This is a genomic window from Paenibacillus sp. 2TAF8, assembly GCF_052114825.1.
In the GTDB taxonomy this organism is placed as follows: Bacteria; Bacillota; Bacilli; order Paenibacillales; family Paenibacillaceae; genus Paenibacillus.
This window is the reverse complement of record NZ_JBFRFN010000016.1, coordinates 77732-102252: the sequence shown is the minus strand read 5'-3', so window position 1 is coordinate 102252 and position 24521 is coordinate 77732. Positions and strand designations below refer to the sequence as shown.

Below are 24521 nucleotides of genomic sequence, written 5' to 3'. Positions count from 1 at the left end.
AGTCTTCTGACCTCGGTTAAGGTTAGACTACACAGGGCAGTGAGACACCACAACTCACGCCACAAACTATAACACGAAAGGATGAATTCTCATGTTAAAATGGTCAGTAATTTTTCTGATTATCGCGCTGGTTGCCGGTATCTTCGGGTTTTTCGGGATTGTTGAAGCGGCTGCTTCGATTGCAAAAGTGTTGTTCTTCATCTTTGTTGTACTATTCGTCATTTCCCTCATTACGGGACGAAGCCGAATGCGATGAGTTGCTGCTATCTGGATCTGAACAACTGCATTACATACGAAAGCCGATGACGCCTCAAGGCACGTCGGCTTTTGTGCGTTCTAAAGACAGGTACACTTTCCTATTTTTCTATATTTATGTATTACACTCCCTCCTGCTTTATTCCAATATGAACCGCCGAAGAGTCCCGGAAAAACAGGACTTTAATGATATAGCCAGCCCGGTTTTATACCACGATAGTCTGATTTTTACAGGCTTTCTATATACCCACATATGCGCCAGTTGACTCTGGAGAAACCAAGAAAATATTGTTATAATTTGTGATTCATAGACCAGCTTGCTTGGTTACTTTTATCACAGGACAACAAAAACTACATATCTAACCGAGGAGGAAAAACAAATGAAAAAAATCGTAAGTTTTGCCGCTGCTTTAACTTTGATGGGTTCCATGGCTGCCGCTGCAGGTGCTGAGGAAGCGGTTACTGGCACAGTAACACCGACAACTTCAGGTACTGAGGCAACGACGACTACACCAGCTACAACAACGCCGGCTGTAGAAGTGAACAAACCTGCTGTAGAAACCATTGAAGGTCAAGCAGAGGCCGTAACAGGCACAACAGTTGATTCCACGGGTACACAAGGTACTTCTACAACAACAGAGACACCGTCTACAAAAGACGATCTAATCTTTGAAAAGCCGATTGTAAAACCGGGTGACGAAGTTGTGATGCCAACGATGCTGCTTAACTTGCTTGAGCGCACATGGTTCTATGATGCGCCTAACGGCAAACCGATCGGTGCTCTGGGTGCACAAGTCATTGATACAACAGGTGAAGTAGTTGACGGATTCGACGGCGGCGAATGGGTTCAAGTGTACACTTGGAAAGGCAAAGCCTGGATTCACGTTGCTATTCAATAATATCGTATAATCGTTTATAACATAAGTAAAGAGGACAGTACGCCGTAGCGCGTCTGTCCTCTTTATTTATGTTTAGGCTGTAATACTTCTCACTTTAGCAACTTTATGTTAGGCTTTTTTCTTCTGATCTCGGCTCGACATGTACATGAACATGCATAATATTATGTGATCGTTTCAGGCGTTCCTCTACCTGATCACAGATTTCATGGCCCTGCACCAGCGTTAATCCCCCATCTACTTCAATGACCACATCAACAAGAACATGGCTGCCATGTACTCGTGCTTTAACATCCTTGATCATTTCGACACCAGGCACACGCGCAACGGCAGATCTCAAATCCGTTAATTGCTTTTGATCAAACCCGTCCGTAAGCAGATGAGTCGAATCGCGGAAAATTTCCCAAGCTGTTTTACAGATCAGCAGACCTACAAGGATGGCAGCAACTTTATCCAGCCACGGAAGTCCAAATTGGGAACCAACAATGCCGACCGCAGCTCCAATACTCACCCAAGCATCCGAGCGATTATCTTTGGCTGCTGCCAGCAGGGCTTGGCTGTTAATTTGTTTGGCCAGGCGGGAGTTGAAACGGTATACACCCAACATGACCACCGCACAGATCACAGCTACGCCAGCTGCCCAGAGATTGGGGACCGCATAGTCGCCTGCATACCAGGATCGAACCGCCTCAACCAATACTTGAAGTCCTACAATCGCCATAATAAATGAGGCAATCAATGCCGCGATCGTCTCCGCCCGAAAGTGACCATACGCATGATCGGAATCTGGCGGTTTTTGCGAGATACGCAGTCCAACCAGCACGGCAACGGATGCCACAATATCTGTGGCATTATTGATACCGTCTGCAACCAATGCGCTGGAAGCAAACAAATATCCGCAGATCAGCTTAAAAGCAGACAAAACGAGGTATGCCGCAATGCTGATCCAGGCTCCCCGCTCTCCTTTACGTATTTCTTCATAAGCGTTCAACAGGACGACACTCCTTTTTCACGTTTCCAATAGTTTTCTCATGTTACCAAATACAGGTCGTGTGGGTCTACAGAAACAGTTTTGCCGAGTAGCATTGCTGTAGTTAAGCCGAAACAAAGTTTCTGGAGGGCAGGGCTGTAGCAAACGAGAAACAATATTGGCTTAGGGAAAACTGGTGAAAATCGGCATTTTATCATGTTGCCCTTGTGAGGCTATTATAAAACGTATAAAATGAGTACATCCCGTCCAATTTGGACGGCTCACTGCAAGACCGGGAGGGATATATAATGAGCGAAAATAATGAACCGAAAAAGGTCAGCCTGCAAGATGCAATCCGTCAGAAGCTGGCACAAAAGAAAGAGCAGCAAAACTCCGGTAACCAATCCGGTGCTTACTTTGAAGGCGGCCCTAAAGCCATGAAGAGCCAGAACAACAAAAAGCCGAACAACCAGCGTCGCCGTACAGGCGGGTCTTAGGTTTGCGCCAGCATAAGAGCTGTATATCAGCACGAGCACTACAAAAAACCGCATGCCCTCCACTAGGAGGACTTGCGGTTTTTCGCTTGCACGTATTTAAAGTGGAATTAAGCTTCCACCGGGTACATTTTGTTGCGCAGTTCTTTGATTTCGTCGCTTTCCAGATACTCGTCATAGCTCATTTGGCGATCGATCAGGCCTGTTGGCGTAATTTCGATAATCCGGTTTGCAATCGTCTGAATGAACTGATGGTCATGGGATGTAAACAACATCGTTCCATCAAAGTCAATCATACCATTATTTAGTGCAGTAATGGATTCGAGATCCAAGTGGTTCGTTGGTTCATCGAGAATCAATGCATTTGCACCTGTTTGCATCATTTTCGCTAGCATGCAGCGGACTTTCTCTCCCCCGGAGAGAACGCTAGCCTTCTTCTGGGATTCCTCGCCAGAGAACAGCATACGGCCCAAGAAGCCACGCAGATACGTTTCATCCTGATCTTTGGAATACTGACGCAACCAATCTACGAGCGTCATATCCACACCATCAAAGAATTGGGAGTTATCTTTAGGGAAATAAGCCTGAGTCGTCGTCACACCCCAAGTATATTCGCCGCTATCCGCTTCCGTTTCACCCATGAGAATATCAAACAACAGTGATTTGGCATTACCGTTCGGGCCAACAAATGCAATTTTGTCACCTTTGTTCACCACAAAGCTCACATCATTCAGCATTTTCACACCATCAATAGACTTGTGAATACGATCTACAGTCAGCAATTGTTTACCCGCTTCGCGTTCAGGCTTGAAGTTAATGAACGGATATTTACGGTTGGATGGACGTAGATCATCCAGTGTAATTTTGTCGAGTTGTTTCTTCCGGGAAGTCGCCTGTTTGGATTTCGAAGCGTTCGCGGAGAAACGTTGAATAAAGGCTTGAAGCTCTTTAATCTTCTCTTCTTTTTTCTTGTTGGCATCCCGTTGCAACGCAAGAGCCAATTGGCTGGACTCGTACCAGAAGTCGTAGTTACCTACGTACAGCTGGATTTTACCAAAGTCGATGTCCGCAATATGCGTACATACTTTGTTCAGGAAGTGACGGTCATGGGATACAACGATGACAGTACCTTCATAATCCATCAGGAAGTTCTCTAGCCATTGAATGGATTCGAGATCCAAGTGGTTGGTAGGCTCATCGAGTAACAGGTTGTTCGGACGGCCGAACAGCGCTTGTGCCAGCAATACACGGACTTTTTCGTTACCGCTAAGCTCTACCATTTTTTTGTCATGCATATCGCGATCGATCCCGAGACCGATCAGGAGTGCTGCTGCATCCGGTTCAGCATCCCAGCCGTTCTGCTCAGCGAACTCCCCTTCAAGTTCACCTGCACGCAAACCGTCTTCTTCTGTGAAGTCTGCCTTCGCATACAAAGCATCCTTCTCTTTCATGATGGAATACAGACGAGCGTGACCCATAATTACAGTTTCGAGGACCGGGTACTCATCATATTCAAAGTGGTTTTGCTTCAAAACGGCCATACGTTCGCCCGGGGTGATGTGCACCTCTCCCGAGTTGGCTTCAATCTCACCGGACAAAATTTTCAAAAACGTTGATTTGCCGGCTCCGTTCGCACCGATCAGGCCGTAACAGTTGCCTGGCGTGAATTTGATATTCACATCTTCAAAAAGTGCACGTTTTCCGTAGCGGAGCGTGATGCCGCTTGTACTGATCATTAAGCATACCATCCTTTATTCGTTAATCTGCATACTGCATGAATAGCAACCTGCGTAAAATCATGGATTCAATATCCGATGCCTATTCTGGCACCATATTATAACACAAAAAAGCGGCAAATTCGAAAATCAGCCGCTTTTTACGGATTAAAGTTTTGGTAAATATGCTGTTCATGCATGTATGTTTATAGATTACCATATCTGGCTGGCTTTTGTTAGCCCCATTATTCTGTATCAGCAGCTTCATGCCGGATGTGAAGTGTCTCACCGTGCCCGAGCACCCGAATTCGTTCCTTGACGATCCCCAGGCGCTCACGCTCCATTTCCAGTCGATCCAATGCTTCCTTGGGCGTGTCATCCGCCAGCTTGAATGTTCCATAATGCATAGGGACCATTAACTGTGAGCCTGTTTCAACAAACCCTTGCAAAGCCTCCTCTGGCGTAACATGCTGTGAGGTCATGAACCATTCGGGGTCATACGCACCAATTGGCATCAGCGTAACGTCTATGTCGAAGCGTTCACCAATCGTTTTGAACTCCTTGAAATACCCCGTATCTCCCACAAAATAAAGAACAGGTGGGTATCCTGCTGCTTGTTCATCACCGCTGGATTTTTGCACATTTGAAGCTGACTTTTCCGCTATCTCCCTTGCCGCTGCGCTCTCTTCTGAGACATGTACGGCGTGATTCGGCTCCAGTACATAACCGCCCCAATGAGAGGTATTGGTATCAAACAATGTCCGGCGCGTCCAGTGCTGGGCAGGTACAAACGTAATCTTCACTCCACCGAGCACCATATGCTCCCACCATTTCATCTCCTGACAGCGATGGAATCCCTTACGGATCATTTTGCGTTTCAGGCCGTCTGGCACAATCAGCAGCGTCTTCGATGTTACCAGCTTGCGCAGAGAGGCCAAGTGCAAGTGATCATAGTGTGAGTGAGAGATGAGTATAACATCAAGCGGCGGAATATCCTGAATCGGAATGCCAGGGACACCAAGCCTGCGTTGAAACCCCATTTTCTCCGCCCACACCGGGTCGGTCACAATGTTCAGTCCATAATATTGGATAAAAAAGGTGGAGTGTCCGATCCACGTTATGGTTGTTTCTTCCCGGTTGGCATGCAAGTAATCCAGCTCCGGCTCATGCTTCGGGACTTTGTAGGAATAATCCTTTACTTTGCGCCGGCGCTGTTCTCTCCACTGCTTGAACTCCTTCAGCGTTTTGTCTGTACTGACATTATCGATATTGTTATAACGAATTTTGGGCATGAAGGGGCCTCCTCCCTTCCTCAGTTCTTAACATCAGATTACCCGTATCGGGAGTGGACGTACCATCCAGAATAAGCACAGAGGTTACCCAAATCAATCCGTTGGATTTTTATAGAGCGCCATATATATAAAAAGAAAAACAATCGCAGCCACTATAATCAGGGGCGGAGCATACATAATCGTAAAGGTTTCAAAAAAGCTAAGCCCTGTGATGCCCGGTATGCCTTTCACCCCTTCTTCCAAAAGCGGCTGCAAGTGCAATCCCGGATAAATTCCCGTGGGCCATGCAGCTCTCAACACCGAAAGATGCCGGGGTAGCAGAGCAGACAGCATATATAGAATATTTGAAATCGTCGTCGTGAACATGGCGAAGTCATCCTTTCTTTTTCCCGGCGTTACCACGTACATAATTGGCATCAAACAGGAACAGCTTCATAATTAACACGAGGGATGGAATGAGCACCAGTAGCCCCAGACTGAATGCTGTAATCAATGCAATGCCCATCGTTCGATTCGTAAAGCTGTCATAGATGTTGATGTACGGATACAGAATATACGGCAGATGGGAGCGACCATAACCGTACCAAGCAAAGGCAAATTGGAGCATAACCGCGATAAAACACCAGCCCAGGTATTTTTCTTTCCATACAAGCGACACCGCGATGACAAAACAGATAAAGGATGCAATAAACATCCATGACATATCAACCATACGTTCGAAATGGGCCGGGTTTTGTTTGTTAATTTGCAGAAATGCGAGAAAGCTCGCAAAAATTGTAGGCAAGCTCCACAGCAACGCATATTCCCGAAGTACGCCAAACGCTGGCTCATCCCCGGCCCGTTTCGCGTAATAGGACAGGAACATCGCGGAGATGTACAGTACACTCACCAACGCCAGCAAAACAACAGACCATGTATAGGGATTTGTCAAAAATTCACGCCAGCGAAAAAACACCTTTTCGCCTACCTGTTCGATAATTCCGCCCTCGGATATCGCCAAAATGGTAGAGAACACTGCCGGGATCAGCAATCCTGTTGCGCCGTACAGTGCCAGATAGATTTTGCTGTTTTCCCCGTGGTTGCCATAGGTGTTGTAGGCGTAATATACTCCTCGAATCGCTAGCAGCACAATCGCCAGCGAACCTGGAACTAGCAGAGCGGTGCCGTAATAGAATGCACTGTCGGGATAGAAGCCGACCAGCCCCACGACAAAGAAAATGAGAAACACATTCGTCACTTCCCACACTGGAGACAGGTAGCGCTGAATAATGTTGTGAATTTTGTTTTCATGTCCAGTCAATATGCTGTAAAAGCTGAAGAAACCCGCGCCGAAATCAATCGATGCCACGATCAGATAACCGAACAGAAACGTCCACAATATCGCGATGCCCGCAATTTCAAAGCTCAATGCACGATACCTCCTTCCAGGCCAAGCGATTCAAGCTCCTTCTCCGCTTCCTTGTTCCGGAATAACTTACTGATGACACGGATGCACGAGAAACACAATACCAGATATAGCAGGATAAACAGCACCAGCATCCAGCCGACTGAAGTGGACGTCGTTGCTGCCTCAGATACCTTCATATATCCGCGTAAAATCCACGGCTGCCTGCCAACCTCCGCAAACATCCAGCCCAGCTCAATGGCAATCATCGCCAACGGGCCAAGAAACACGATGCCAAGCAGCAACCATTTCGGATAAGGTTTGCGTCCCGGCAACCATCGACGCAGCACATAGAGTACTGGAATCAGCAAGATGATGACTCCTGTTGTAACTTTCAGGTCGAACATGTAATGGATGGACAACGGCGGCCTGAGATCGGCAGGATATTCTTCCAGTCCCTTCACTTCTGTATCCGGCCGATTACCAGCCAATATGCTCAGCGCATAAGGAATTTCGATGGCATATTTGACCTCGTTGTTCTCGTCCAGAATACCGCCATAGACCAGCGGTGCTTCCTTCATCGTTTTGAAATGCCATTCGGCTGCAGCCAGCTTCTCCGGCTGATATTTCGCCAGAAATTTACCGGAAGAGTCCCCGATCATGACGGTACTTATCGCAAACACAAGCGCAGATACCGTCGTTAGCTTGAGGGCTTTTTTGTAATATACATGATCACGCCCGCGCAGTAGACTGAACGCTGCAATACCCGCGAGTACACCTGCACTTAAGGTGTAGGACGAAGCAAGTACATGGGATACTTTGGTTGGTGTTGCCGGATTCAACATGGCAGCAATCGGATCAATATCTTTCATGATGCCGTTAATCAAGGTGAAACCTTGTGGCTGGTTCATGAACGAGTTCACGGTTGTGATGAATATCGCGGAAGCGGATGAGCCGAGAGCTACCGGAATGAGCAACAACATATGCGTGTATTTCTTTTTGAAACGATCCCAGGTGTACAGATAAATTCCCAGGAAGATGGCTTCCACGAAAAAAGCAAATGTCTCCATAAAAAGAGGCAACGCAATGGCTTGTCCGGCAACGCGCATAAACATCGGCCACAACAAGCTCAGTTGTAATCCGATGGATGTGCCTGTTACCACACCTACGGCTACCGTAATTACAAAACCTCTTGCCCACCGGCGAGCCAGCAGTGTGTAGTGAATGTCATTAGTACGCAGCCCCCGCCATTCAGCCAAAGCAATCATGAGCGGAACACCTACACCAATCGAAGCAAAGATGATATGCACAAACAGGGTCAGACCGGTTAATATTCGGCTGAGCAGTACAGGGTCCAGAGATGACATGGGTACACTCCTCTTTCGACGTAATCGTTATCAATGGTTCACATATATCGTTATGGGTTATGTACGACAGTGGATTCGTTCAGCCAGAACGGGTCCTTAATAACTCATAATGCGGATGATGCTTTTGACGACGGCATACAACACGACCACAGCTGCCACCAGGCAGACAATAATGAGTGTTTTTTCTTGTTTGCGAAACATATACGTGTTGTCCTCCTTTTGCACCGGATGCAAATTATGGCTCTATATACAGTGTGCAAAATTTCCTGTTTTTTTATCCCGGAAGACGAAAAACAAAATATAAAGATGAAAAAAACAAAAAAGCCTTTATCTCTCCGCACTCTCGCGTTCTAAGAGATAAAGGCCAATGGATGTGTAATCAGCTTGTTATCAAACTATGGGTTATTTACTGGTTCGTTAAAATGCAGCGACTGCAACCGCATGTTTACTCGATCCATTTCGGATGAAGTTAAGGGTGCATGAGGCGTCAATTTATAGTTTCTTCCCGTTACATAGCTGATATCATCTGCCGCACCATTTTGTGTATAAGGCAGTACGGGGACCGGAGTACGGGAATAATCGGTAAAATCAATGATATTCCAATGTGTCTCCTGATCCTCTTTGGACAGGATGATTCTTTCGGTTTTTGTCTCCATCCAAAGGTAACGAAGGTTTGCCGGAGATTCGTTACCCCCAAGCGAAGTAGTGTAACCTGTTCCGCGAAACATTAAAGTAAATTGAATTTGATCATTGGTGCCTCCCGAACGTTGTTTGAAGATTTCGGATAATTGATGCACGCCCACAACTTGTGTAACTGTTTGTCGCGGAAATTGATTCATGTACATCGACAAATTTTCTTTGAGATTCGGCGTTCGCATGACCCAATTGGCACCTATAACAAGTGATAAGTAATTTAGTGTATTCTGTTCACGATACGGATTACTCATATAATTGGAAGTCGTGCGTAATTGAGGGAGAGCACTCAATTCAACAACATAAGGGTCGGCAGGATGAATCGTCCAACGTGATGAACCTGTAGTGTACCGTGATCCAATCGGATCTATCGTTATAGCATTCATAAAGATAAGACCACTGTTTTCCGCCATAGATTGGGCAGGTACCATTGGATTATTAATATTCGACCAATATGGCATTAAGGGTGATCCTTCCGCTGAAAGTTGATCAACGTTATATTGTGTAGCTGCCCACCCCATAAAAGAGTCGATCTGGAAATTTTGTTTCAACCATAACGCTTGTTCCGGATTAACGGCAAGGGTGGATAATGATTTCGGCCTGTACGCTTCCGGAATACTACTCCACACAGAAGGCTCCCCGTTGGTGTTACCCACATGTAAGTCAGTAAACGCGTTATAGCGATACATGTACATCCAAGAATTCATTTCTGCTGCCCACTGGGATAAGGAGTAGTTGTTATTCGGATAACCCGAAACTATACCCACTTCATCTCCATACGTATCCACGTATTGTAAAAGTCGTTGTAATTGTGGACGTTGACTCTCCCCAAAAACAAAGCGGTTATCCATCGCCCATGTTACTTTTAACGAAGGATCAATAGAAGAGAACATGTTTCTGATCTCATCCATCTCGGCAATTGTAGTTGCTTGAGCTCCCGTATCCTCAAGCAAAATAGAAATCCCCATATATTGCTGTCCCGTTCCAGCAGGGTCAACAATGAGTTGAAAAGTTTGACTGAAATCAGTTCCATTTTGAACTGAAGTTATTCGAACCAAGCCTTGTATTTCAGACCCTGATAACGGAATATTATAAAAATTATCTATGTTCCCATCTTTACCTAAGATGTTAAAGTCGTCCGAAAAGACGATTTCCAAATCTCCAGGCAAAAGATGTTCAGGGATATGTTGCCCACTTGCATCTAGAAGAGAGTACTCCATTTTCCAATTGGACCCTAAAGCTTCTTGGGCTGACGGTATAGTATAGGTCGCAACCGTTACAGACACTGGAACAAGTACCGTATCCGGTGTTACCGGGCCTGACGGATCTACAATCAATTGAAAAGTTTGACTGAAATCAATTCCCTTTTGAACTGAAGTTATTCGAACCAAGCCTTGTATTTCAGATCCAGATAACGGAATGTTATTAACATTGGCTATATCCCCATCCGTGCTTAAAATACTAAAGTCATCCGAAAAAGAGATCTCTAGATCTGCAGGTAAACGGTTTTCAGGAATTTTTTGATTATCTCCATCATGAAGAGAGTACTCTACTCTCCAATTAGACCCTAAGGCTTCTTGGGCTGACGGTATAGTATAGGTTGCAACCGTTACAGACACTGGAACAAGCACAGGATCCGGCGTTACCGGATCCGGTGGATCTGGCGGCTGCGGCGTTACCGGGTCTGGTGGATCCGACGGTTGCGGCGTTACCGGGTCTGGTGGATCCGGCGGCTGCGGCGTTACCAGGTCCGGTGGATCTGGTGGCTGCGATGTTACTGGATTCGGCGGCTGTTTCAGTGATTCCAGCAAATTCAACGCATTCACTCTATAATTTTCAATATTTTGATAGACCCGATGAGTTATTACAGCAGCACCTTGACGGTCTAAAAAGGCTTGCGGCTTAAAGTTCCGATCCCGATCTCCGTGAATCAAACCCAGTTTCTGAGCAAGCCAGATTGAATGTTGAGCATCATCTGAAATTAAATCTACATCGTTAAAATCAGGCTTATCCTTTATTCTATCCAGCTTGTCTTCCACACCTAACACGCGGACATACCACATGATAGCTTCTTCCCGGGTTATCCTGTTCTTGGCACCAAACCAATGTTTATTCGGCAGAACATTAGGAATTTTAGCATCCATAACAGCTGAAACCCACGGCTCAGCCCAAGACGACACTCTAACGGGTACAGCTTGATTGTTCTTTGTTGTAAAAAGTCCTAATGTCCGGCCCACCACTGTTCCGAACTCTTCACGATTAATCAGTCGGTCGGGTCGAAAAGTACCATCCCTGTATCCTTTGATGATTTTTTCACGAGCCAACTGATTAATTTCATAATTGGCATAAGAATAACGAATATCCGTAAAAACATCACCTGTAGCACTTTGAGCCGCCACATAAGAAGGTTCATCTATTGTAAACAACAGAATGAACAGGCAGTACAGAATTTTACGAGCAAATCCCTGTTTACCACTCATCATGATAGATGCCTATGTAGAAATGTTGAGTAAAAATATACCTCACCTTCCTTACGAAATGATAGCCTCTGCCGGGCTATTATTTGTTCTCAGATCATGTCCGGCCGGCAAAAAAATTTACCACAAGCATACCGTTGAATAGGCACCCCCCCCTTAATATCATCGAACTAAGAAACAACTTAGATTAGTTCAACAAGCTTGGGCAAACGAATCGTGAAGGTGCTCCCTTTATTAGAGACGGAATGAAACGTTAAAGTTCCTCCATGATCCTCAACAATTTTTCTGGAAATGTACAGCCCAAGACCTGTTCCTCCAATTTGTCGTTGTTCCGAATTATCGACCCTGTAAAACTTTTTAAATAGATTGCTATGCACATTCTCAGCAATTCCAATCCCATAATCTCTTACATCCACACCCAGATTCTCGTCCTCTTCCCATACGGTAATATCGATACGATCTGCATCTGGTGAGTACTTCACAGCATTTCCGACGATGTTATGAAACACCTGGATTATACGATTACGATCCGCGTAGGCAAAAAAGTCACCGTTTAAGGCATGTACATAAATACGCTGCTTCGCCTTAAGATTCCACTGTTCTGCGACACCTTCAACAATTTCAAGTAGTGGAACATATGTCATATGATAAGTCATCCGCTCGTCTTCCAGACGCTGAATATCCAGAAAATCATCCAACAGCCCTGTCAATCGCGTCCCTTCTGCAGATATCGTTTGCATAAATTGATTACGCTTCTCCAAAGGAATGTCATATAACAACATCAACTCGACATGACCCATAATGGCAGCAATGGGTGTTCTTAATTCATGAGAAACAACGCTGATTAGCTCATTTTTCATCCGGTTCAGTCTTTCTTCTTCCGTTCGGTCTCTAAAAACGAGTAAAAATCCGTGATTTATAGATTTATGCGGACTTTCGATATGTTTAATGTATAGCGAAAACACACTTCCCTCCGTGCCATCTTTTCCATATGTGAACTCGGTTTCAATAAATGAGAGCTCTCTGGATAGGAAGGAATTCACTTTTTCGGTTAAGTTCAAACCCTTTGAAGATTGATCAATGGCACTCGCAAACTCTAGAATCGATCTGCCTTGATAATGACCTAATCCAAACATGGCCTCAATCTGGCAATTAACAATAGTGATCATCCCTGATGGATCACACATGATCAGGCCTTCTCTTACAGATTCAATAAAGTGCTCACTAATGTCACGTTGTTCTTCAATAGCGCTTTTCCCTTTAACCAATTCGCCATTCAAATTCACCAAAGCAAGAGCATGTCTCACTTTCTCTTCCTCTGCAATGGTCTTTTCAGTCATATCCCTAATAAATAGATTGTAAATCGATTCTTTATTGCCTACTTGAATCTCAACAATTTTATATTCAATTGGAAAATTGGATCCGTCTCGATGCAGCCCCGAAATTTCATCAGTAAGCACAACGAATCGTTGTCGTCTAACGTAATCGTAACCCTCCAACAACTTCTTTATCTCTTCACAGCTGGCTCCCTTGAATAGCGTTGGTGCTTGGACTAAACCAATTACTTCCTCTCGCTTCCATCCAAATAATTGTTCCGCAGCCGGATTAAATTCAATAATAATACCACTTGATTCAACAGATATAATGGGATCGATAGAAGAATCAATAATTGCCTTCTTGATTTCTTCACTATTTTGTAACTCAGCTGTCCTCTGATTCACACGATCCTCAAGCGTCATTTTATCCTGATGAATTTGATCGAATTGTTCGACGAGTACGTCAGCCATCTTCCTCAGATTATTAATTAAGATCTGTACCTCCGTAACATGACTTGTAGGCCATTTCATTTTCCGATCACGGAATAAGATCCGAGGTAACGAACCTGTTAACCTAGTGAGGTCTTTCATTGGGCTTACTACTTTTTTACTTAATGGAGCAGCGACAGCAAGAGATGTAATTATGATGAGATAAAGAGATTGAAGAGCTACTAGATAAACTTTTTGAATATTTTTATAGTAATAGGAGGAATCCATTTCAATAGCCATACGATAGGAAGACCCTTTAAGTATTCCAATCTCATAGATATAGGAATTATTTTTCCAATTCTTCAAAGTGTCTCGTTCGAACTTGTCAAATTTCTTTTGGTACAATTTTGTGCCATCAATATCGACCTCGTGGTACGCATTTAGATCTATTTTTTTCCCTGGAATAAACTCATGTGCTCCGGACAAAACGATCGTATCGTTCTCATCAATGACAATCGTATTCACTTTGTAATATTCATGCAGAAGCCTCATCACACTCGAGAGGTTGTCTTGGTTCAGGGTCCCTCGCTCAATATCCTGCATGACTCCATAAGCAGCACGATTGAGATTAGCAAGTATAGAAGATTTGATCTGGTTCATTTGTCTGCGGCTATCTGCAGTTATTAATAATAAGGAAACTACAACAACAAAAGCAACGACATACTTGGACGCAATTCTGGATAATGGGATTGTAGATTGTCCCAATCCCTTTACTGGATATTTGGTAATCCAGTAATCAATTATAATTCCGGCTATCAGTGCATTGATCATGCCATTTACACTAAAACTGAGAAAGATATATTGGATATTAACAATGTCTTTATCAAACATCCAATAGCCCATGGCAAAAGCCGGCACAATCATAATCAACCAGAAATAAGTGTCCGCCTTGAGAATACTCATATTTTTTTTCTTATGTTGAAGATATCCTACCCAAGCAATTTCAAAAATAACAATAGTCATATCGCGATTTTGGATCCAATCGCCGGTGTACAAAATGTAGACCAAATTTATGATTACAATGGAGCTAATCCCATATAGACCGCCAAACAAACGAATTGCAATAAATGAGACCAAAGATCCCATGAACAGATCGACACCATAAAAAAGGTTAACTGGAAATATACTTCCTAGAATCCCTAGGAACGTTAGGACTAGCGTCCCTAACCAGGGAATTTTCAGTTTATTCGTAATATACAACTCAAGTGATTTAATTCTGACCATCGCTTCAATGGGTTGATGGGGCTAAATCCCAATCATGTGTATATCTTATTGTATCCATCTCACCAATCTCCTTCCCCACCTGTACTTCAATAAGTTCCAAATCTGTCGCCACTGCCCTTATTGCATGCTTCATTCCGACTTCTACAATAATGGTATCTCCAGCTTTAATTGACGATACTTCACCATTTAGACAAATCTCTCCCGATCCGGAAACAATTGTCCATACTTCTTTGCGCAAATGATGCTCCTGGTAACTGATGCTCCTGCCAGCGGAGATAATGACACGTTTTGTCAAAGTTTCAATTCCTTCTGGTTCTATTTTATGCATCAGCACAGTCTGCTTTCCCCATAATCTCTCGTCGTATCTAGGTGGAATTTCAACCTGCTGAACCATATGTTTGATGCCTGTAGCCTCATTCCGATCAGTTACTAGAATTCCATCGGGCCCAGAAACAACAATGATATTAGGCACTTTCCACACACTTACTGGCAGATCAAGCTCATTGATTATATGGGAATCTATCGAGTTCTTACATAAATGGCCTTTCCCAATTACATTAGAGGCCATCTCTTCCGTCAGTGTGTCCCAGGTACCCAAATCTTTCCACGTCCCGTTATATGTAATAACGGCTCTTTTATTGGCTTTTTCTACAACCTCAATATCAAAACTTGATTTTGGCATTTTTCCGTACAATTCTCGTAATTGTTGATAGTGGTAAGGCAGGCCTTTTTTTCGAAGAATCTCAATCATATACCCTAAATGAAAAGCAAATACGCCGCAGTTCCAGAGGGCACCCTTCTCTATTAACTGCGCTGCTTTCATTAAATCTGGTTTTTCAGTAAAATACTCTACCTCGTGGTATGGAGTATCACTCGCGAAGCTGTTCCCAGGGACAATGTATCCATATTTTTCAGATGGCTGGTTCGGTTTCACGCCAATTAACGCAATATCAGCTCCCGTTTCTTCCAAAACCATTGCAAGACGTGGAATGTGTTCTATAAAAGAATGATCTGCGTAACCATCAACTGGCATGACAGTAATCACCTCATTTTTATCTACACCTTGTGAATAAAGATGTGCAGCGGCTAGCGCGATTGCAGGAAAGGTATCTCTTCGTTCAGGTTCTTCAACAATTGCGACATCTGTAGCGATTTGGCTAAGTATCAATTCTTTCTGATTGCCACTAGACGAGAAAATAGCATTATGAGCGAGCCCAGTTTCTTCAAGTTGGCGCCATACTCTCTGCAGCATGCTTTCCATTAAATCGCCATTCTGAAGCACAGGCAAAAATTGCTTGGGTCGATTATTATTCGATAAAGGCCATAAACGTTTACCTGCACCACCCGATAATAATATAAGACGCATAAGACTGCCCTTCCTTCACATTGTATTATACGACGATTTTGGACATTGTTCTTCAATCTATATTCTGGAATAAAATCATTAAACTTCTTCCATCTTTTTCATCTCAAAACAATATATTTTCTTCGTATTTTTTTAACAAATGCACAGTTGAGCCGACTTTCTGATTAAAATTAATATGTTATTGATTCAAGAATAACTTTTTTCATAAAAAATAAAAGCCTGACCCCAGAAATCCACGATACATTCAAACCGCTGGGGCACAGGCTACAAATATATTTTATAACTCTTTTTCTTCCTCCACTTCCAAGGCAGAATACATAACACTCCGGCCATGATACCTAACAGTAATAGAACAATGCCTATCCAATACATTTTTTCTAAAATAACTACAATTTCCCCATCTCCGGAACCAGTCGTTATGAATCCGGAGGTGACTCCGTTAACAGCTAGCCGCGCACGGTTCTTGTCCGTATCCAGTGTAAATTCCCACAATGGATTAGGTGACTCAATCTCATTAATTAACAAGCGTTCCTTTTGAGGATTGAACAGTGAAAGCTTGCGGCTCATCGCCCCCGTCCGCTGATAGGTTAATTTGGCGTCCGTTGAGCTGGCTTTAAAAAAAGGCGATGTATCATCATGCTCGGCAAGCATAACTTGGTCTAATAACACTAACTCTTGGTAAGGAATCACATTGAGATCTTTCATGCTGAGCAATCCGTTCTCAGTTCCATTCCCTCTGGCTAAAATCTGGATTCGCATAGTAGCCGCCTGCTGTGGGGCAGTGATAAGTTGTTTATATTGATTCCATTTGAACTTCTCTTTTTCCTCGACTTCATCAATATAGGTGGTCTGAATAAGGTTATTGGAACGATCCATAAAGGCTACTTTGATATGCCGATCGTGAATATACTCGGACTTAGCAAGAAAGGAGATGAAATACTCATCTTGCCCGGTCACTGGAGTTGAACTTGAGGTATAGGTATACCACTCGCAGGAATACGTTTTACCATACTTAATATCCAAACCTTCCTTAGAGACCACTGATGTTGTTTCCCCCAAGCTCAGACCACTAAAAGCGCAGGCTGAAGATGGATTTTTCTCAGAAGTTTGCTGTTCCTCTGTCACCTGGTCCAAGCTGTATTCATCTCCACGCATTTGGTGAAAATCGTCCAATGCAACCATTGAAGCAACCTGGCTATGCAATCTAACGCTCAGCTTGTATTCTCCGGGCTCGAGAAAAATTGCATTTACTTCTGCTCGTCCATAACCCTCCAGAATGTTGTGAGATGATACAAGTCTTTTGGTAAATCCTTCGCGATATGGATCAGTAATAATAACTTGGTGTTCAGAATTTATTTTCCCTTCAACCCGTATGTCCTGAGAAGTCAAGTTTTGCTGAACTACTCGACCTGTTGTTAAATGCTCTAACCGTATTGTTATTTCTCCGCCAGTTGACTTCGGGATATCCGCCAGCATTGAAAGGTCATACCGTCCTGACTTTACTATTTCAATTTTTTTACTTAGCTCGCCTTCCAGATATCTGAGCCCTCTTCCCATACTTAATTCGGGATACGTTCTTGTAGATTGTAACTCTGGCTTCCCCTCAAAATCATTCTCAGCCTCCAGAACAAAAAACATCTTCGCTCGTTTAATGGCCTGTTTAATGGGAAACATAGACGTGTCCATAAGATTCTCCGGAACAATGGCGAATGTGTTAATGGCATTGAAACCATCTTTGTTTCTGACTGTTACGCTTGATGCGCCACTTGGAAAGACATAGGGGCCCAAATCAACCCATTCAAATTGATTAATTAACTGACTTCGCGTTTGTACTGTTGTTGTTGTTTTATCAGGCATTTCAATTTCAATCTCGCCACCGGCCTGATTTTTAAGTACTCTGATATAGACATGGGCTAGTGTATCCTTATCCATCTTCTTTACCATGGTAAAGGTATTCGGTTTTTTGTAGTCTTCTAGGTCTTGAAGCAGAATATCATGTATCCACCAGTATGTTTTTTGTTCGGGACGTTGCTGACTTAACAATTCTATACGCATATGAGCGCTACCCGGAGGAGAAACATACTCACCAAAAAAGTTAACGTTATCAAAATTGTACTCTTCGGTAGGCGCAACTACATAGCTAATGCCCAACTCCTGCATTCTTTCATCATAGAAACGCACTTTGACATGCATTTTATTGGTGCCCCTCCCGGAGGCAACGATGGAAAATCGATAAGGGTTATTTTCCTTGGCATCCAGCAATCCTGATTTTGCAACTTGCCATATATTATCCGGGTCACCCTTGATAATCTCACCTTGAAGTAAAGGTATATCATTGGAATCGGCAGCAGGATGAGCTTGCACATCAAACATGCCCGGGTTATCCGCCTCAAAAAACTTCTCCGTTTTTAGTAACGAATCAAAATCTGCCACAACCTTACCTTTGATCTGATTCATCTGGTAAGGCAAAACGTCCAGTTTGTTACTAGCAAATGTAACTGCCACTCCCGTCCCCATCTCCATATCATAAGGAAAGTTCCGAAGTCCTTGTGATGAAAGGAACCACATCCAATCCGCGTTCGACACATAGGATTTAGACCACTTCAGAAAAGCATTTCCATCCTCAATCACATCAAAAGGATGAAGATAAAGAGCTTCTGGGAGCTGGCTCAGCCATAAATCCTTCATACTCGAAGATTCTATATAATCTCCCTTATTTGCTGTTTGGACCGTTTTCACGGAGGGATCTAGAGCACTATATAGCACACCAAATCGGTTAAAGTCGAAACCTGGCTGATGACTGTAACTCTCGGCACGACTATACCCGAAAGGCGTAATAATCTTGTTTGATAAAAGAGACATATACGGAAGCGGGTCAGCCAAATGGTACATGGAAAAAATAGAGTTTTTATAAGTACGCCTGAGCCCTTCCTGAATGTTTAAGATTTGCTCGTTAAATTGTTGTCGTTCCTTCTGACCAGAGTATTCGTTATGATACACCAGTTGACTGATACCAAAAGGTACATATAATTTTCCTAATTTAGAGCTTAGCCCCTGATCCAACAGGTACTGTAGGAAATTCATGTAATAGCCTATACTTGGTGCATTCCCTTCATGATGAAATAATGTATTCTGAGAAGATGAATACACTGGAATATCACCTGTAGCTTTCTCCATCGCAGTGTTTCCCACATTCCATACAGGTGTTGCTACCCCATTGTAGTTCTGGATCATCTGATCTGCCACCGGAATGTACAGAGCCTTGCTTGCATAATTATTGACTTTGGATAATTCATTGTTAATTTCATGATATTCTTTGGGGATCTGTACAGGTTTATAATATCCCTCAATAAATTCATGGCGTATTGGAAAAATGTATATCCACAAACATGCAGTTACCGCTATAACTACAGCAAACTTTAGCGAGCGACCGCTCTTCTTTGCTCTTATCCATTCTTGAATTTGTATTACACCAAATGAGAGCAAGATTGCAAAATTCAAGGCAAGGAGTCCTACAATTTTATTTGGATCTCGAAACATAGTACCGATAATAGGAGTCTTCGTAACAACCGTGACAAAAATGTTGGCTAGCCAAGGAATAGTCGTTCCTGTAGACGCCAGTATTAAAATTAGCGCAATACTTCCAAATAAAAGAATTAATGTCCTTCCTTTGGAACGCACAATCATACCAACCGACATGGTCGTTAGGATCAGGCCACCAAATATGTAAAAGCTGAGGGGCAAATGACTTAGAGGAAACATCGGCCACCAGTAGCTAACCATCAAAAGCACATTTAACACCGTGCTATTGCGGCTAAACAGAGACAGTGTATCCACTACATTAATGTTATGTTGAGATGCCTGTGCCCCCATCAAGATACTACCACCATATAGAGACAACCAATAAAAGCTAAGCATACCGAAAAACAAGCTAAATATGAGACCTTTCAAAAACCAGCTCCGATATATCCCTAACAGAAATCCCCAACCTTTTCTCCGATATTGCCATGTCACTTTAATTAGTAATAAAAAGGCAAACATCGCTAGGTACATGGCTCCAAAAAAGAAATAATGAATAGCAGCTGCACTCACCGTGAATACCAGAGCTAACAAAAACAGATCAATGACATTTTTTCGATAAACCTTGGAAATCTGATAGTTGGGGATACGTTGAGTTTGAAATTTGGGATCAAAGGCGTTAAAGAAAAACATTAAAACGAATGGAAACAGACTGTACCCACATAGTAGATAAATATGTTGTATCCGAAAAATCACCCATGGATTAATGGCGTAAAATAACGAACCTGTTGTCAGCGCCATAATCCGCTGGAAAGTAAAGTTCTTAGAATAATACACACTAACCAATCTCTTGGTAAACAAATACATGGACAGCCCAGATATAAGCAGCAGCGAAGTAAGAAATGATTTAATCAACACTGCTCCGCTATGATCGAACCAAGTGGAAATGATATAGAAGGGAAAAATATAAATTAATCTTGGTGCATTAAACAGAGTGGATGTGGACCATCGTTCATTCCACACACCGATGATCTCTTCTAGATAACGTTCCGAACTCCAGCCGAATGCAAGATCACTGAATACAATATGTCCGTCAGTATAGATAGGAGCCAAAAAAATGCCAATGATGATAACCATAAATAGAATGGCTACAGCATCATATCTATAGGCATAAATCCGTTGTTTCATATTTTTTCCTCCACGCAACGAAGCGATTGTTGTCCAGTCAATGTGTTTCAACTCCAATTATCGAGGGACTCGAACAGTTACTTTTAATCCGACGTCTGTATTTCGAAGCTTTAGTTTGCCGTGAATGCTTTTAAGATATTGATCCATCCGAAACAAGCTTAAACCATACTCCTGTCTGCTTTGAGAATAGTTTTCCTGAAAATATTGATACCGCTTTTTATCATCGAGGCCGCCTCCCTCATCTTCCATTTCAATGCTAATTCCCTGCGGTTCAAGACGAGTGTGAATTTGAATTTTCATGTTGGATAATTGCTCACCCGAACGACTTTTTTTCCTGCTACTTCCGACTGACCTTTGAGACTTGTTTTGTTTTCTCATCGCCTCTACTGCGTTTTCAAGCAGTCCGACTATAATCTTTCGGAACATACTTGGATGTAAAAGCACCCCGGGTATATGTTCAGCCACAAAATATACTTCTATATCGGATAAATCCATATGAACTCTGGCCCAAGCCATCGTTTCCTGAATAAGCTGATTGATATCGACCAGTTCATTGTTCATACCTGTCTGCAGATGGGAAGTTACTTTTTTGCTCATCATTCTTAATTGATGCTGGATCTCATCGATCTCCATATTCTGATTTAATCGATTCTGTATGAAGGTTTCGTTGAGATCATCAAAAAAGACCTTTTTTTCTGTTCGCTCTGAATTTGTAAGGAGACCTTCCTCCTGAGCCCATTCATTGGCTATATCTCGGTAAAACCCTAACAATTTCAAGTCTTCTCCGTCTGTTAGCACCTTCAATCGGTCACTCATGCTTTCAATACCCTCATTGATTTCTTGTAAGAACGGCACATGCAGCTCACCCTGTCTCTTTAACAAACTCGCCTGATGATGAACATCTCTGGAGCGCTGGTGATGTGTCTCACGCACAATAACCATTTTGCGATACCATATAGCTAGCATGGGAAAGACAAACATAACGGGAACAATGGAGAGCATACTCCACATCTTGAACCGATTGGGCTCTCTGAATATGTCGGATTCATCCAGCCATGCTGTTACATATAACGCTCCACCTTTGGTATCACTAAACCCGTAAGCCGTCATTCTTCCGTCGGAGAGTTCGGTTCCCGTATCGCCATCAAGCATCTTTTTGGTGATTTCATTAATAACTGGATGACCTACCTCACCTTGTGAATCGGAGGCTACGACTTTATATTCGAAGTTGTATAGAGATACATGATAAGGCAAGTCTGATCCTATGGTTTCAGACAGTTGCGCTGGTCCAATCTGAAGCAATGCATATGTATCCTTTGTTCTTGAGATGGGACTGATAAAATACTGTTTAGGTACATAGTCATCTACATAAAAATCAGACCATGTATAAGTTCGATCATTAGCGGTACTTAACAGGTTGGCGGGAACGGCTACATCATTTTGGTTTGAAGCGATCATTTTGCCTTCTTTGTTCAATATTGTCCAAGTGTCAGGCAAAAGTGTAGCAATTTCCGGATCGGCTCTAAGTACTCCATCTGACGTTTCTGTTATTCCAGCTTTGGCAAGATAGGTTAAAGATTGTTGCCACATCTTATATTGGGAATCCAGTCGGTGACTGATAATCGAGACGGCCTGCTCCAATTCTTTTTTATGGCTTTGAATGGATTGTTCACGATATTTATAATTCATATATTGAACTGTACCGATGTAGAGAGTAGTTAAGGCGAATACGATAAGTACAACAGGAAGGACTGATTTAAGTAGGTTAATGAGTTTGTTAACCAAACGAAGCTCCCTCCTTTCCCAAATCAATTTAGTCGATTATTTGTTTTACAGCACACTCCAGTTCAAACTCTATTAAAGGCAATCTCAGGCACAATAAACGAATAACTTTCCGTTCAAGAAGCTCATATACCGAGAAAGCCTCTTCTTGAGCTGCATGAAGAAGTAGGATACGACTTTGCTGGTCAAAATACAGCCTATCCAGTTCACCAACATCAAACACTCTACTATCAATGATGTATAAGTCCCATTTTCCATCTATGTGATCAAGCTGATCTGTAATCTTAATCGATACTTTTCCCCACTTTTTTTCTGGCACACCATAAAACAGTCTCATGCCCCTTGCTTTAAGGTACCTTTCTGATGAATTCATACGCTCGAAATTCAACTTTAATCTTTCGGCCAACTTCTTGTCTTTCAAAAAAGCAATAATGTTGGTATCATTCATATACAGGAAATCATTCCCTCTTTTTAGATTGGAGCTGCCATTAACAATGACAACCAGAACTATTTTATGTGTAGATGACAACAAAATGGTATTAACAATTCTTAAGCGTTGGCTGGAAACAGAGAAGGTAAATATCATTACTGCACTTAATCCGAAAGAAGCTTTTGAGATTTTAGAAAATCACGAAATTGACGTGGTCATCTCCGATATTCTAATGCCGGATATGGATGGAATCGCATTTTTACGCTCACTAAAACGCGTATATCCCTCGGTTGTACGTGTTATTTTATCTGGACATTTACACATGTCCTCCATGTTGACAGCAATTAATGAGGTTGGAATCTTTGCCTTTATAACCAAACCTCTGGAATACACAGACCAATTCACCGCGGTCATTCAGAATGCACTAAATCAGTCTCATCGCAATCGCCAAAAGCAAATATTCGAGAAAAATTCGGCTGCCTTGTTACAGCAATTCCTAATTACGATTCTTAAGCATAATGATGGAAACTATCTTTTACTGGACGAGAACGGTCAAATTGTGGCAGTAGATCCCGTTTTGTCGGAAGCCTACCCCATTGGCATTGTACTTCAAGACGACGCATGGGAGGGCTTGTATTTAGCCAATCATCATCTTCACATTCCACCTAGCAACAGAGATGTTACAGAGCATGAACGTTACACGCTTGTTCGTTTGAATACGTTTGGTACTTCATTTTATTTTCTCCGTCTGCACGAAGCGGTTTGAACGGGCAATTCTTCCTTTAACGATCCCGTAGATTCCAAGAAAACTAAGACAACCATACATAAATATCATTCCAGTAAATAACAAGGGATGTCTCATATACCGCTTTATATTATCCTTCCGATATAGAACAGGACGGAAAAAGTACCAGCGTTCGAGAGCTTTCCGGAATCCTCCACTTTCGGAGGATAAAGTTCGATCCATAGCGGTGAAATAATAGGCTTTCTTAGCTAAAAGCTCTCTTAGCAATACTTTCTTTTCATCATGATACAGTCGGGTATGAACAGCCCGCTTCACCTTCCCTCCTTTTTCCAAATAACGTAGTGTGGGCTGGATTTCTTCAAATGATATCTGCCCCGCATTGAACCCACCTGTGGATATATACTCCGACATTTTCCAAAATCTCGCGGCTTCAATTGAACGTTTGCCTACATCTTCTCCAGCATTATTAATGATATTTCGTTCAAAAACTTTAACTTTTGAAAAGAAGTTTCGATAGGTGGTGAAGGCTTCCTCCGGGATGATGTATGCGCCAACCTCCGTATTCATCACGGCATCCATCAAATGATCAATCATACCTTCTTCAAGGATCATATCGGAATCAATGATTAGTATATAATCCGCAGCTTCCTGCTTCGCCTCTTGTACGGCGGCTACTCTTGCAATTCCACGTTCTCCATGACTTAATTGTAAAACTCTTACACGTTTATCCGCTTGCCGGGCTAACCTATGAATTCGCAAAGTCGTATCATCTGTGGACCCGTCATCAGCTATAATAACATCGACATTTGCGTAGGATTGTTTTAGACAACTCTCCAGACACTTCTCTATGCACTCGGAATTGTTATATGTTGAAAATACGATGGACACTTTGGGTTTCATATAAATCGCCTCTCTTTAA

At 42.8% G+C, this 24521-nt stretch carries 17 protein-coding genes; 4 read left to right on the top strand and 13 right to left on the bottom strand.

What is annotated here, in order from left to right:
* Positions 1-91 precede the first annotated feature (91 nt).
* Positions 92-256, top strand: a complete 165-nt coding sequence (locus AB4Z30_RS21545; RefSeq protein WP_090924476.1) for a DUF1328 domain-containing protein — start codon at positions 92-94, stop codon at positions 254-256.
* 379 nt (positions 257-635) lie between these two features.
* The gene (locus AB4Z30_RS21540; protein WP_441929507.1) at positions 636-1154 is read left to right on the top strand and encodes a hypothetical protein; all 519 of its coding nucleotides are present in this window, start codon (positions 636-638) and stop codon (positions 1152-1154) included.
* A 103-nt stretch (positions 1155-1257) separates the two neighbouring features.
* Here the strand turns inward: AB4Z30_RS21540 and AB4Z30_RS21535 are convergent, their stop codons facing one another.
* Positions 1258-2145 (bottom strand): cation diffusion facilitator family transporter, encoded by an 888-nt coding sequence (locus AB4Z30_RS21535; protein WP_441929547.1) that lies wholly within the window; start codon positions 2143-2145, stop codon positions 1258-1260.
* A gap of 284 nt (positions 2146-2429) precedes the next feature.
* On the opposite strand from AB4Z30_RS21535, the gene AB4Z30_RS21530 reads away from it, so the two are divergent.
* Entirely contained in the window at positions 2430-2618 is a 189-nt protein-coding gene (locus tag AB4Z30_RS21530; protein ID WP_090924473.1) for a hypothetical protein, read from the top strand.
* 107 nt (positions 2619-2725) lie between these two features.
* Here the strand turns inward: AB4Z30_RS21530 and AB4Z30_RS21525 are convergent, their stop codons facing one another.
* The 11 genes from AB4Z30_RS21525 to AB4Z30_RS21475 all read right to left on the bottom strand — a co-directional run bounded on the left by AB4Z30_RS21525 (position 2726) and on the right by AB4Z30_RS21475 (position 22875).
* Positions 2726-4351 (bottom strand): ABC-F family ATP-binding cassette domain-containing protein, encoded by a 1626-nt coding sequence (locus AB4Z30_RS21525; protein WP_441929506.1) that lies wholly within the window; start codon positions 4349-4351, stop codon positions 2726-2728.
* A 224-nt stretch (positions 4352-4575) separates the two neighbouring features.
* Complete coding sequence (locus AB4Z30_RS21520; RefSeq protein WP_441929505.1) at positions 4576-5622, bottom strand: MBL fold metallo-hydrolase; 1047 nt, start codon at positions 5620-5622, stop codon at positions 4576-4578.
* 93 nt (positions 5623-5715) lie between these two features.
* Entirely contained in the window at positions 5716-5988 is a 273-nt protein-coding gene (gene cydS / locus AB4Z30_RS21515; protein ID WP_441929504.1) for a cytochrome bd oxidase small subunit CydS, read from the bottom strand.
* Positions 5989-5995: 7 nt separating this feature from the next.
* Positions 5996-7030, bottom strand: coding sequence for a cytochrome d ubiquinol oxidase subunit II (locus tag AB4Z30_RS21510; RefSeq protein ID WP_441929503.1), 1035 nt, complete (start codon positions 7028-7030; stop codon positions 5996-5998).
* A complete protein-coding gene (locus tag AB4Z30_RS21505; RefSeq protein ID WP_441929502.1) occupies positions 7027-8373 on the bottom strand; it encodes a cytochrome ubiquinol oxidase subunit I in 1347 nt (448 codons plus the stop codon). The genes AB4Z30_RS21510 and AB4Z30_RS21505 overlap by 4 nt, the downstream gene beginning before the upstream one ends.
* Positions 8374-8768: 395 nt before the next feature.
* Entirely contained in the window at positions 8769-11549 is a 2781-nt protein-coding gene (locus AB4Z30_RS21500; RefSeq protein WP_441929501.1) for an S-layer homology domain-containing protein, read from the bottom strand.
* A 176-nt stretch (positions 11550-11725) separates the two neighbouring features.
* The gene (locus AB4Z30_RS21495; RefSeq protein WP_441929500.1) at positions 11726-14311 is read right to left on the bottom strand and encodes a PAS domain-containing sensor histidine kinase; all 2586 of its coding nucleotides are present in this window, start codon (positions 14309-14311) and stop codon (positions 11726-11728) included.
* A 265-nt stretch (positions 14312-14576) separates the two neighbouring features.
* On the bottom strand, positions 14577-15938 hold the full coding sequence (locus AB4Z30_RS21490; RefSeq protein WP_441929499.1) for a sugar phosphate nucleotidyltransferase: 1362 nt from the start codon (positions 15936-15938) through the stop codon (positions 14577-14579).
* Between the two features lie 264 nt (positions 15939-16202).
* Positions 16203-20645, bottom strand: a complete 4443-nt coding sequence (locus AB4Z30_RS21485) for a hypothetical protein (RefSeq protein ID WP_441929498.1) — start codon at positions 20643-20645, stop codon at positions 16203-16205.
* Positions 20646-20702: 57 nt separating this feature from the next.
* Complete coding sequence (locus tag AB4Z30_RS21480; protein ID WP_441929497.1) at positions 20703-22430, bottom strand: ATP-binding protein; 1728 nt, start codon at positions 22428-22430, stop codon at positions 20703-20705.
* 28 nt (positions 22431-22458) lie between these two features.
* Positions 22459-22875, bottom strand: a complete 417-nt coding sequence (locus AB4Z30_RS21475) for a hypothetical protein (RefSeq protein WP_441929496.1) — start codon at positions 22873-22875, stop codon at positions 22459-22461.
* 46 nt (positions 22876-22921) lie between these two features.
* Here AB4Z30_RS21475 and AB4Z30_RS21470 point away from each other — a divergent pair, with 46 nt between their 5' ends.
* Positions 22922-23623, top strand: a complete 702-nt coding sequence (locus tag AB4Z30_RS21470; protein ID WP_441929495.1) for a response regulator — start codon at positions 22922-22924, stop codon at positions 23621-23623.
* Here the strand turns inward: AB4Z30_RS21470 and AB4Z30_RS21465 are convergent.
* The gene (locus AB4Z30_RS21465) at positions 23588-24502 is read right to left on the bottom strand and encodes a glycosyltransferase family 2 protein (RefSeq protein ID WP_441929494.1); all 915 of its coding nucleotides are present in this window, start codon (positions 24500-24502) and stop codon (positions 23588-23590) included. The genes AB4Z30_RS21470 and AB4Z30_RS21465 overlap by 36 nt on opposite strands.
* Positions 24503-24521: the final 19 nt, after the last annotated feature.